The sequence below is a fragment of the Paenibacillus sp. E194 genome (assembly GCF_000935845.1).
Classification (GTDB): Bacteria; Bacillota; Bacilli; order Paenibacillales; family Paenibacillaceae; genus Paenibacillus_B; species Paenibacillus_B alvei_B.
The window spans coordinates 1-10,776 of sequence record NZ_JMDX01000198.1; the positions used below are offsets into that span (position 1 = coordinate 1).

Consider the following 10,776-nt stretch of genomic DNA (forward strand, 5'->3'; position numbering starts at 1 on the left):
ACTGTAGTTACACCATTAACAAAAATAATTCGTTCGATGTAACTATTATAGTTACAACCATAAAGAAAGTCAACTCTTCCTATTTATCTTCCTTCTCTATTTCAAAATTAAAGACAAAACTGTCTCTGAAATTGTTAATAAATTGAAACTTTACATGATAATTGCTTCCATATAAACAAACATTTTCATAGATTTCGTATATCTGCTCAATCAAATCAGCTAGGAAACGTATAAAATGTATCATATTTTATCGAAAAATGAAGAAATCAGGTGAGACGCTTATGTGGTTCAGAGCAAATGAGAAAGAGCTGCAAGCATTGCTCGAAGGAATTAGCAATATTGTCAAACAAGCAGTGCATGATTCACTGCTTAGTAATCCAAATGAGGATAATCCCATCTTCAAAAGACTCAAAGCTGAAGTCAAACAGGAAATGGAAAAACTGAACACGCCACATCCTCCCTCCTCTCCACTTCAGGAAATGATTGAGAGGTATGTGAATCGGAATGTGTCCATAAATACACCGGCTGGAATCGTAGAAGGGATAATCACAGAAGTCGGAAACGATTATGTTGAAATTATGGAGTCGGAGGACATGGTCGTTATTGTCCAGCTGGCCAATGCGATCTCTCTGCAAGCTGGTTAGTCTCATGAAAGGAGGTGATGAACATGATAGACAAGCTTAGACCCTTAATCGGTTCTAATCTGCAAGTCGCTACTTCGTTGGAAACTACGACTGGCACTCTCATTTCTGTCGATGAGACGAAGCTAACGCTGCGCACATCTAGCATATCTGGGTATGAAAATGGCCAATACGCTGTTTTCCCTTTAAAATCTATCTCTTACATTCGTATTATTTAATTTCATACTGAATTCTGAATTTGGAGTGGTATAAATATGACTTATTCTCGAATTAAAGGACTTGTCAGTGTGGTAATTCCCAATTACAACCGTGCAGCTTATTTGCAGGAATGCCTAAACGGCATTTTGCAGCAGACGTATACAAATTGGGAAATCATCCTGATTGATGATGGCTCGACCGATGATTCCATCCAACAGACACAAGCTTGGCTACTCGATAATCGCATAAACTTACCCAATCATAATTCGATATTTACAATGGCACTTCCCCGGAATATTGGGTATGCAGGAGCAATGACCATTGGATTCTATATGGCGAAGGGAGAGTATATTGCAATCCAAGACTCCGACGATATCTCCCATTTGCAGCGGCTGGAAAAGCAAATCAACTATCTTGAAGCTCATCAAAATATTGAATTGCTAGGCACAAACTATCACGTGTTCGAACATGACCCGAACGAGGTCGTTACAATCCCAAAGTGGCTTCGCTATGGAGAGCATATCCGCACAACCTATCGAAAGGGAGGGCACTGTGTATGTCATGGCACAATCATGATGCGCGGCGCTCTGTTCGATCGTATAGGCGGTCACACAAGACGTATAAAAGGCGCGGAAGATTATGATTTTATTGCCCGTTCTCTGGATCCTAACCATTTGAATATTGAAAATATCCCCGACGTTCTCTATTACTACCGCAGTCACCCAAAACAACGCTCTCGAAAATATTTTTCAAAAAAGCAGGATCCATCGAATGAATCCTAATCGTATACGTGTGATGATGGTGATGGACAGCTTAGCCGTCGGAGGTACAGAGACGCATGTGCTTAGCATTGTTAAAGCCCTAAAAAAGCGTGGAATTCACTCGATATACGCCGGCGCCAGCGGCAATATGTATGAGGCTTATGCACGAGCAGGATGTCAGATTCACGCTGTTGATTTATCGCCAGGAACACTTCTTCATTTGCAGAACCACATGCTGCCAAAAATCATCTCCTCATTAAAGCAAATCATGAAAACCCAGAAAATCAACGTCGTTCACGTTCACCAGTCACCGTCTGGCCTATACGCCGCAATGGCAGCAAAAGAGCTAGGAATTCCCGTTGTATTTACCGCTCATGGCACTTACTATCCTGAAGATCAATTGACTAGCATGAATCAATATAGTGACGCTGTCATTAGTGTAAGCCATCCAGTGAAGCAATTTTTGGAGAGCATGAATATTCAATCCGAGCTAATCCCAAATGGAGTAAATCCGGACGAGTTCATCGAAGTGGATTCCTCCTCTTTACGAAGCCGTCTCGGTATACCGGATCATGCAGACACCATCGTGTACGCCAGCAGGTTGTCATGGGACAAGGCTTATGTGTGCACAATGCTCATCTGGGCCGCGAGAAGACTGCGCTTGGAAGGACGTTCTCAACTGAATATCGTCATCGTCGGAGATGGGCATCAATATCACGAAATTCGTGAATTGTCCAAAAGCATCGAATCTGAAATTGGACAACCGTTCATTCACATGGTAGGAAGTCAGAAAAAGATACGCGATTATCTAAGTCTCGCCGATATTGTCGTCGGCACAGGGAGAGTAGCTTTGGAGGCAATGGCCTGCGGCAAGCCGGTAATTGCTATCGGCAACCACGGTTACTTCGGGCTTGTCACGCCATCAACATATGAACAGGCATGGAAGCAATATTTCGGTGACCATGCTTCCATCTGTAAGCCGTCCGAAGAATTAATCGCGAATGAACTGCGCGAGACTTTGGCTAATAAAGCATCCTTGCGCAAGACCGGGTTACAGGGCCGTAAGTGGACGTTAGAGCATTTCGATATTCACAAAATCGTGAATCAGTTGGAAGAACTCTATCGACATGTAATCCTGCAAGCCGGCCAAGAGGAGGTGCAACACAAATGAGGAAAATACTATATCTGGGGTGGATTGGCTACAACAATTTCGGGGATGAATGGATGTGGAGCATGTTCCAGAACATGTCACAGGCATATTTGGAACCGGATAAGTACGAAATTATCCCTTCATTGCCTGGTGTTGATGTGAACGATATCTCCCCTTATGACACCGTAGTGCTTGGCGGAGGTTCTCTTCTTATACCAGGGTATGTTGATATTATGTATCACGCTGCCAAGAAGAACAAAACAACAATTATCTGGGGCAGCGGGCATGATCGACTCAGTAGACTGATGATCAATGATGACCGCTCCTTAAGCCCTGAACCTTCAGCTGATAGTGCCGAATATCGCACAATGCTGCAGGAGGTTATCAGCAACGCGTCTTATTGCGGCATTCGAGGTCCATGGACTTACGAATACTTGTCCAACAACGGTGTACAAATGGATCGTGTATCCATTAGCGGGGATCCCGCCATGTTGGCCCCACTCCCTACTTCAGACCATGCAGGTGTGAGACAAACTGGTGAACGCTGGATCGGTCTGAACTGGGGAACGTCTTATGATCGCATCTATGGACGCAATGAATCCGTGGTAGAAGATGAACTTGCCTATGCGGCGCAGCGCTGGATTCGAGAGGGATACAAGATCTATATTTATGTGGTGTGGGGACCAGACCGTGAAGCCGCCAAACGTTTGCAGCAAAAATCGGATTCCCAGACCATGTCGTATTCGATCAAGAGATTCATTCCCTTGACTCCTATTTAAAACTAGTACAAAGATTCGACTTCACTGTCAACCTGAAACTACACGCCAACGTATTATCCGCTGCTGCTGGAATCCCATTCATCTGCTTGGGCTACCGGTTCAAATCGTATGACTTTGTACATTCTATGAGTCTCCCATCTATTATCATACCAACTCATGCCGATTACTTGGAGACAGCATTAATAGAAAAAGCAAGCTACATTCAAGAAAATCGTGCGTCCCTCGTTAGTCATATGCAGGAGCTTCGAGAACGTGTGAAATTACAGCTTATTACTCCTTTCGCTGACAAACTGCTGTAAAAGCAAGACGCAACATGTGCATGCAAGAAAGCCCTAAGACATCGTCTAGGGCTTTCTTATATGTTCCTGAAATCCCAGGGGCAACCGTTAATTTGCAGCATTCCAACTTTCTGCGATCTGAATAAGTTCTTCCTTCGTTAATTGGCTTTGCTTATTCGTAGAAATCCGATATTCAAGCTTCTTCTCTTTGACTTGCCACATCAGTTCATTCGAATATAGTGCATTGCTCCCTGTCATATACATCGCATCTAATCCACTTACACTCACCTTCTCCAGTTTTCCGCCAGCAGGAGCAGCGGGTGATTTTTCGATGGTCAGAGGTTGAATTCTTGTCACTGTCAAGAAGATGAAGTCCGAATCCTTCGTATACATGACTCCTGCCTGCCCGGCTTCCTTCCAGTTCAGCTTCTTTTGATACTCTTTTTTCCCTTTAGCTTCCTTCTTCATTTGGACTAGAAGCTCCCGATATGCCTCGCTGAAAAAATCAGGGTATGGAGGAGTGATTTCGCTTTTGATAAACCCATAGCCTTCAGGCAAGAAAGCTAGCTCCGTAAACTTTGGAGCTTTATACTGAACAACTTGTTTGAGAAACTCCTCATAAGTTTCCCCTGTTATTGTTCTGAAACTAAAATTAATGGAGTTATCCTTGCTTGTATACGTAGCATAAAGCTCTCCATCCTTGATTGTAAGCTCTCCATTTGGCTTGGCTTCTGCTTTTTTCTGTGACTCCAATTTCTTCGTGGATGCTCCCTTAGCTGCAGAAGCTTCCTTTGCCGTCACCACTTGACTTATACTCATTGACATCGCAAGAACGGCGCACATGGTAATTAGAAATGATTTTGATTTCATGATTTGTCCATCCCTTTCTTCCCTTTGTTTTCGAAGCATATCGTGGAACCAAATGAACTGACTCACCTGACTCTCACTATGTATAACACTTGGCACAAGCAAAAAGGGACGGAATAGATCCGTTTTTTAACGGCCACTCGGGCCGCTTTCAAGCATGACTATTTTCCTACCATACTTTTCGCAATCTCAATAAATTCGGTTTTGGATAGTTTGCTTTCCGCTTCATCATACAACATATAATAGGTATTTTCACCCTCCCGCATCCATCCCACTTGATGCTTGAAGCTGTCATTTTTCCCTTGTACATTTTCTTTGTACAGAACTTCCATCCCGTTCAGCTTTACTTTCGAAACGGCAACTTCTGAAGTGTTTTGCGAAACCACTCGCGATTGAGTATGGTAAAAACCTATCAACTTTAGTTGATTTCCATCGTAATTAAAGTTCGCTCGTGAGCTGCCTACTTCTTTCCAAGCAAGAGGTTTAATAAACAATTTTTGATTTTTTTCTTCTCTTATTGCCTGTTTTGCTTGTTTCTCAAATTGTTCTGCTAATCCTTTTATTTCGTTAAATGGATATACACTCGGAAAAACCCATCCTGACTCAAACTTTAACTCTGTTGGAGCATTTGCTATATCGACGGCAGACACTCCAGCTTTATCCTTGATCTCCTGTTGCAAACGATCATAATTAGTATGAACGATCGGATTATATTCAAAATTCACTCTATTCATTACAGTCAAATGAGTAAACTGTTTATCTTCAACATAATAAGCAGCCCATTCCCCCGGCTTTAATTGAGCTTTCACCATCTCTCCATATTCCTTAAGTGTCTTATGTATGCGAATATCACCTGGAGTGTAATTCATTTCTTTCGTCTCAACAACAACATCCCCTTTGGAATTGATAATTTGAATAATTTTAGATGCCGCATATCCCGAAATAGAGGTTAACGCAACAATGATGGAGGCAAGAACAATAATCGTCTTTCTACGAAATTTTGCTCTTGAACGATTCATGGGTTTCCTATGTATGTGTAAACTTGCAATGCGCTGCATAACGGGTTCGCGAATGTCGATCTTCAGTTCAGTATCAAGTTCTCGCTCATATTGTCTTATTTCTTCATCTTCGATAATAGATCTGATTCGCTCCATCGAACCCGCCCCCCTTCTTCAGTCATGAACTGCTGCAATTTGATTCTAGTACGTCCAAACCGTTTCTTCACTGTCTCCGTGCTTTTGTTCAGAATCTCTCCGATCTCTGCAAAGGACTTTTCCTCAAATACGCGAAGAACCAATTAGTTCCGTTCCTCCACGCTAAGTTGCTTCAATGCGGAATGAAGCGGCTCATCAAATAATGACTTCCCGACGGTCTCTTCAGCACTCTCCGTTGTCAACTCATGTGTAAACCACCATTTGAATTTTTGGTGGATGTTGCGCTTGCGAATTAGATTGAGGCAATAATGGTAAGCAATCTTGTATAGCCAAGAAGAGAACAATACATTTGGCTTATACAAATGAAGTTTCTCGTAGGCTCTCACAAATATGTCCTGAACTGCATCCTCTGCTTCATGCTTGTTACCTAGCAGACGTGAGCAGTATCGAAATAACGGGTTCTGGTTCCCTCACTTATACAACACTTAAACTCACACAAAAGGGACATTGCCTAATAAAAAAGTTGCACCGCCTTCTGATCAGCAGTACAACTTTGATGGTAAGCTTATGAAGCTGTGTTCCTGTTATTTGCGAAGCAGTCCCTCCGTCACACATTCAAGCAGCAGTTCCTTGACCTGATCGAACTTATCTCCGATTTCCTCTCTGTGCAATGACAGCAGCATAACCGAGCGCAGTAAACCGATAATGACTTCTGGGTCTTCATCAATGATGACCTGCTTCTCCTGCCACTGCTTAATCAGCTCGGCACCAGCTCGATTGTCAGCTTGAATATGTTCTTCCAACTTATCTTTAGGCAATTTTCTGATTAGCAATTCGTATTCGTCTCGTTGTTGAACTCGTTTCAGGAACGGATTTGTCTCCAGCATCTCAAATGACAAGTCGAACAGGCCCTTCAGCAGTTCCTTCGGAGATCGTTCACTGTTCAGCATTTCTCGAATCTTCTGATCCTTGAACGATTCTTCTTCTTGCATGATGGTATAATACAGTTCTTCCTTCGACTGGAAAAAAGCATAAAATGATCCCTTGGCGATGCCGCATGCCTTTACAATTTCATCAACACTCGTTTTTTTCAGTCCATATTGAGTGAACAGTTCCTTGCCTGTGGACATTAGGCATGTACGAACCGCTTCTCTTTCCATCTCACTAAACTTCGGAATAATGACTCTCTCCTTTACTTCAGGCAGCGATATACCGCCTGGCGCACCGCATTCTCACGCGGATTATTGTCCATATACCCGCCTATCTCATTTAACCCGTAGGCATAACCCAGCTCATAGTCTGGGTCTGCATAGCAGAAGGAACCTCCGGCTCCCGGATGTCCGTATGCCCGGTGGCTGCTGCCGAATGTATGCCCTTCAATTGGCTTCCAGAATCCGACGGAATAAGCCAGCTTGGTCCGATTCACATGGTCATAGGCCCCTGATAATGGCAGCTCCGGTGGAGCCTCTAGCGTTCGCAGCACCGATTTGGACAAGTTCAGCTTCTTGCCTCCCGCAGCAAATTCACCATATATGCCAGCCATTGCGCGTACCTCGCCAATTCCATTGCCGGATGGAAATTCGATCTCCAGCATCTCTCGACGGTTGAAGTTCTCATTCGCAACTAGCCGCCTCGGATCAACCATGCTCCGCGCTGTTAACGAGCGGGGGTTGAGGAAGCCCAGCAGCATGGAGAAAGGAATCTCATGAATATGCTTCAAGATTTGAGCTGGGCTGTTAATGCCTCTCACCTGAGCCAGTCTTGTATCTGGCACCGAAGCAGGAAGACCAATATAGAATTCCGCATCAAGCGAACTCGCAATCTCCTCGTGGAAAAAACGGCCCAAGCTTCTTCCTCTTGGGTCTACTCGGCGTATGAGCTCACCGATATACCAACCAACTGTCCAAGCGTGGTAGCCATGCTTCACGCCTGGTGTCCATTCCGGCCTTGCGTTCGCAAGCTTATTGGCAACTTGTGCAGTATCTAAATCTGCAAACTTCTCCAATTGTAATGTATCTACCGTGCTCAGTCCAGCTTGATGCGACAACAACTGCCTAACTGTGATGCGTTCTTTGCCATGAACGGCGAATTCGGGCCAATAGGCACTAACTTGCTCATCATAATCAAGCAGCCCCTGAGATACCGCAAGTGCCCCTGCCAGAGCTGCAAAGCCCTTCGTGCTTGAAAATACCGGTACCATCGTATGCTCTTGCCATAATGTTCTGCTATAAGGATCTGATACCCCGCCCCATAAATCCACAACCTTCTTGCCCTGTATATATACGGCACATGCTGCACCCGTTTCTTTGCGCTTCGTAAAGTTCCATGCGAACTCCTCTTCAACTTCTTCAAATCCTGCTGCCACCCAACCTTGTACATGAACCTGTGCCATTTGCTTCACGCTCCTGTTTATGTTTCCATTTTTATGACTATTATAGTATGTTTAGTCATATAAACAATAACGTATCCTATTCCTTTTGTATATAAACAAAAAATAAGACAGCGTTCGGAGTTGGCAAACTGCCCAACTTCCTACGCTGTCTATCCTTCTGTGCGTGCGTATATACAGTCTATAAAGTACCTACATTAATTCATGCATTTGCTATCTGTATTCACTGGCTTTGCTGTCTATATTATCGATATCTACGCTGGGGCAAAGCCCTTCTGGCTTATATGAAGTTGATCGGGAGCAAACACGCGGCTGAACCGATCATACACGAGCCGATATGCATCTGGCTCGTACCATTCTTCTAAACCGAGCTCCTCGTACAATCTCAATATTCCCAATTGTCTCGTTCTAGCTCCCCCGCTACCATCACCCATAACGAAATCATCGATGCAAATTCGATTCGTCAGCCCTGCCAGCTTCTGTGGAAACGATTCACTGCTTGGAAGAACAGGGGCAATCGTTGCCTGCGTCGGAACACCTGACAGACGCAATTGTTCCAAAGCTCTCAATCTAGCTGCAATTGGCGGTGCTCCAGGTGAGAAATGCTTGCGAATTTCTTCCCTATCGGTCTCAATCGTCATACTTACGCGCACCTTGTCCTTCATCTGCTGCAGCAGATCGATATCCAGCTGAACAAGTGGACTGCGTGTTTGCACCAATAGGAAATCAGGCTGCTCATCAGCCATAACCTCCAGCAGCGAACGCGTTACCTGTTCCTTATATTCGATCGGCTGATAGGGATCAGTACTCGATGACATGAAGATAGTGACTTTGCCCTTCGTCTTCGCTCGGCGCAGTTCTTTGCGCAGCACCACTGCCGCCTGCTGTTTAATATCAATCCAGCTGCCCCATGCCGCCTTGCGGAACTTAGCCACTGGCATTTGTCGCACATAACAATAAGAGCAGGCGAATGAGCACCCGGTATATGGGTTCAGTGTATGGGAATAGTCGGCTAGGAATCCGGTACCTTTGTTCAGCAGCGTTTTCGGTGTAGTAAATTGCAAGTCAATCAATCGCCTCACTCCTCCCTTCGCCAGCGATCAATCTTTATCAGCCTTCTACGTCATGACTTGATCGCAGGCCGTTGTTCAACGTGCAGAAGACGCCTCTTCATCTCAAGCCCACCTCGATAGCCCGTTATAGAACCATCCTTGCCAATGACACGATGGCAGGGCACCGTAATCAGAATAGGATTCGCCCCGATTGCACTGCCAACGGCTCGCGCGGCCTTCGGTTTCATTACCTGTTCCGCGATTTCAGAATAAGTTCGAGTTTCTCCGTAGGGTATTGCACACAGTGCTTCCCATACTTCACATTGGAACCGAGTGCCCTGAATATCCAGCGGCACAGCGAATTCCGTACGACGCCCTGCCAAATATTCCGCTACTTCCGTAACAAATGGACGCATACGTTCATCAGCACGTACTAGACCAGCAGCCGGATAGTGCCGCTCTGCCCATTGATTAAGCTGTTCAAATGATTCATTCTGCCCGCTAATATAACATAAACCGCGTTCTGAAGCAGCAATATACAGCTGCCATTCATCATTTTGCAACAATGACCAATATATATTGAGGTACTCAGTTCCCATGATTGTTCTCTCCTCCGCTTATCTCATCCTGATCTATATTCCGTTCGCGCATTCGATAGGCTGCCGGTGTATGTCCTGTCATCTTTTTGAACAAGGTGATAAAATACGGGGTATTCGAAAGCCCTACTGTCTGTGCTATGTCCGCAACGGGATACATGGAATGAATAAGTAGATGCTTGGCATGATGCATGCGCGTACGCTGAACATATTCCATCGGAGATACCCCCATTATCCGCTTAAATGTACGCTGTAAGTGATAAGGACTGCCGTGACAAAATTCGGCGAGTGATTGAAGCGTCAATGACTCCGTGTAACGGCTGTGAATGCATTGTACGATCTGAGCGACCCACTCCTGATCCGGCATGCGTTCTCCTGATGGCTTGCACCGTTTGCACGGGCGAAATCCAGCCTTCTGTGCATGTTCCGCATTCTGAAATATACATATGTTCGCTCTGATTGGAGGTCTTGACTTGCATGAGGGTCTGCAGAAGATCCCTGTTGTCTTCACTGCATAGATGAAGTGGTGATCGTAGGATGAATCATTCCCTAAGATGGCTTGCCACTGTTCATCTGTCGCTATACCTAACATGATGGTTTGCTTCCCCCCATCTCCAGACAAGACTGTGAACCGAATAGGTTCGTTCCTCTCTCGCATAGAACTTCACCTCCTCTTCCAGTATAACCTGATAGACGGGGCTATGTACGCGAATCAGAATGGAAACGCAATATTTCGAAATCAATGTGATTCGGAAGTATGATACAACTATAATTAGGAGATATTTCTCGTGCAGGGAGGGATAACATGACGATGGAACACAAGAATAATCGGACGCGGTTGGAGGTTCCTAAGGAATTCAGCTTCAACGAGAATCTGAACTACTTATCTCGTACGACCAATGAATGTCTAT

At 44.7% G+C, this 10,776-nt stretch carries 15 protein-coding genes; 6 read left to right on the forward strand and 9 right to left on the reverse strand.

The genetic code is table 11. The features are described from left to right. Positions 1–281: 281 nt before the first annotated feature. Genes AZ66_RS21875 through AZ66_RS33415 form a run of 6 tightly spaced genes read left to right on the forward strand, consistent with a single transcriptional unit; the run spans position 282 to position 3,828 of the window. A complete protein-coding gene (locus AZ66_RS21875; protein WP_044356776.1) occupies positions 282–644 on the forward strand; it encodes a DUF2642 domain-containing protein in 363 nt (120 codons plus the stop codon). 23 nt (positions 645–667) lie between these two features. After that, positions 668–859 (forward strand): hypothetical protein, encoded by a 192-nt coding sequence (locus tag AZ66_RS21880; RefSeq protein WP_044356777.1) that lies wholly within the window; start codon positions 668–670, stop codon positions 857–859. Positions 860–895: 36 nt separating this feature from the next. Continuing rightward, a complete protein-coding gene (locus tag AZ66_RS21885; protein WP_044356778.1) occupies positions 896–1,621 on the forward strand; it encodes a glycosyltransferase family 2 protein in 726 nt (241 codons plus the stop codon). Next, positions 1,611–2,771 (forward strand): glycosyltransferase, encoded by a 1,161-nt coding sequence (locus tag AZ66_RS21890; RefSeq protein ID WP_044356779.1) that lies wholly within the window; start codon positions 1,611–1,613, stop codon positions 2,769–2,771. The genes AZ66_RS21885 and AZ66_RS21890 overlap by 11 nt, the downstream gene beginning before the upstream one ends. Then, positions 2,768–3,529: a polysaccharide pyruvyl transferase family protein gene (locus AZ66_RS33410; protein WP_269433122.1), complete on the forward strand. Its 762-nt coding sequence runs from the start codon at positions 2,768–2,770 to the stop codon at positions 3,527–3,529. Before AZ66_RS21890 ends, AZ66_RS33410 begins: the two co-directional genes overlap by 4 nt. Then, positions 3,505–3,828, forward strand: coding sequence for a hypothetical protein (locus AZ66_RS33415; protein ID WP_269433123.1), 324 nt, complete (start codon positions 3,505–3,507; stop codon positions 3,826–3,828). The genes AZ66_RS33410 and AZ66_RS33415 overlap by 25 nt, the downstream gene beginning before the upstream one ends. 87 nt (positions 3,829–3,915) lie before the next feature. Here AZ66_RS33415 and AZ66_RS21900 read toward each other — a convergent pair whose 3' ends face one another. The 9 genes from AZ66_RS21900 to AZ66_RS21935 all read right to left on the reverse strand — a co-directional run bounded on the left by AZ66_RS21900 (position 3,916) and on the right by AZ66_RS21935 (position 10,457). Further along, complete coding sequence (locus tag AZ66_RS21900) at positions 3,916–4,677, reverse strand: hypothetical protein (protein WP_044356780.1); 762 nt, start codon at positions 4,675–4,677, stop codon at positions 3,916–3,918. A gap of 158 nt (positions 4,678–4,835) precedes the next feature. Then, on the reverse strand, positions 4,836–5,828 hold the full coding sequence (locus AZ66_RS21905) for a DUF4367 domain-containing protein (protein WP_044356781.1): 993 nt from the start codon (positions 5,826–5,828) through the stop codon (positions 4,836–4,838). Continuing rightward, entirely contained in the window at positions 5,789–5,971 is a 183-nt protein-coding gene (locus AZ66_RS32950) for an RNA polymerase sigma factor (protein WP_052648752.1), read from the reverse strand. The genes AZ66_RS21905 and AZ66_RS32950 overlap by 40 nt, the downstream gene beginning before the upstream one ends. After that, positions 5,972–6,262 (reverse strand): RNA polymerase sigma factor, encoded by a 291-nt coding sequence (locus AZ66_RS32955; RefSeq protein ID WP_082061678.1) that lies wholly within the window; start codon positions 6,260–6,262, stop codon positions 5,972–5,974. Positions 6,263–6,412: 150 nt separating this feature from the next. Next, positions 6,413–6,988, reverse strand: coding sequence for a TetR/AcrR family transcriptional regulator (locus tag AZ66_RS21915; RefSeq protein WP_231586991.1), 576 nt, complete (start codon positions 6,986–6,988; stop codon positions 6,413–6,415). 32 nt (positions 6,989–7,020) lie between these two features. Beyond that, positions 7,021–8,220 (reverse strand): EstA family serine hydrolase, encoded by a 1,200-nt coding sequence (locus tag AZ66_RS21920; RefSeq protein WP_044356783.1) that lies wholly within the window; start codon positions 8,218–8,220, stop codon positions 7,021–7,023. A 251-nt stretch (positions 8,221–8,471) separates the two neighbouring features. After that, entirely contained in the window at positions 8,472–9,290 is an 819-nt protein-coding gene (locus AZ66_RS21925) for an SPL family radical SAM protein (protein ID WP_044356784.1), read from the reverse strand. A 50-nt stretch (positions 9,291–9,340) separates the two neighbouring features. Beyond that, complete coding sequence (locus AZ66_RS21930) at positions 9,341–9,868, reverse strand: methylated-DNA--[protein]-cysteine S-methyltransferase (RefSeq protein ID WP_044356785.1); 528 nt, start codon at positions 9,866–9,868, stop codon at positions 9,341–9,343. Next, a complete protein-coding gene (locus AZ66_RS21935; RefSeq protein WP_044356786.1) occupies positions 9,858–10,457 on the reverse strand; it encodes a bifunctional transcriptional activator/DNA repair enzyme AdaA in 600 nt (199 codons plus the stop codon). Before AZ66_RS21935 ends, AZ66_RS21930 begins: the two co-directional genes overlap by 11 nt. Positions 10,458–10,776: the final 319 nt, after the last annotated feature.

Excerpts from the sequence above, each read along its gene's own strand:
- AZ66_RS21890 (WP_044356779.1), top strand. The coding sequence starts at position 1,611 with ATGAATCCTAATCGTATACGTGTGATGATGGTGATGGACAGCTTAGCC.
- AZ66_RS21905 (WP_044356781.1), bottom strand. The coding sequence starts at position 5,828 with ATGGAGCGAATCAGATCTATTATCGAAGATGAAGAAATAAGACAATAT.
- AZ66_RS21900 (WP_044356780.1), bottom strand. The coding sequence starts at position 4,677 with ATGAAATCAAAATCATTTCTAATTACCATGTGCGCCGTTCTTGCGATG.
- AZ66_RS21885 (WP_044356778.1), top strand. The coding sequence starts at position 896 with ATGACTTATTCTCGAATTAAAGGACTTGTCAGTGTGGTAATTCCCAAT.
- AZ66_RS21930 (WP_044356785.1), bottom strand. The coding sequence starts at position 9,868 with ATGGGAACTGAGTACCTCAATATATATTGGTCATTGTTGCAAAATGAT.
- AZ66_RS21935 (WP_044356786.1), bottom strand. The coding sequence starts at position 10,457 with ATGTTAGGTATAGCGACAGATGAACAGTGGCAAGCCATCTTAGGGAAT.
- AZ66_RS21915 (WP_231586991.1), bottom strand. The coding sequence starts at position 6,988 with ATGGAAAGAGAAGCGGTTCGTACATGCCTAATGTCCACAGGCAAGGAA.
- AZ66_RS33410 (WP_269433122.1), top strand. The coding sequence starts at position 2,768 with ATGAGGAAAATACTATATCTGGGGTGGATTGGCTACAACAATTTCGGG.
- AZ66_RS21880 (WP_044356777.1), top strand. The coding sequence starts at position 668 with ATGATAGACAAGCTTAGACCCTTAATCGGTTCTAATCTGCAAGTCGCT.
- AZ66_RS21920 (WP_044356783.1), bottom strand. The coding sequence starts at position 8,220 with ATGGCACAGGTTCATGTACAAGGTTGGGTGGCAGCAGGATTTGAAGAA.
- AZ66_RS21875 (WP_044356776.1), top strand. The coding sequence starts at position 282 with ATGTGGTTCAGAGCAAATGAGAAAGAGCTGCAAGCATTGCTCGAAGGA.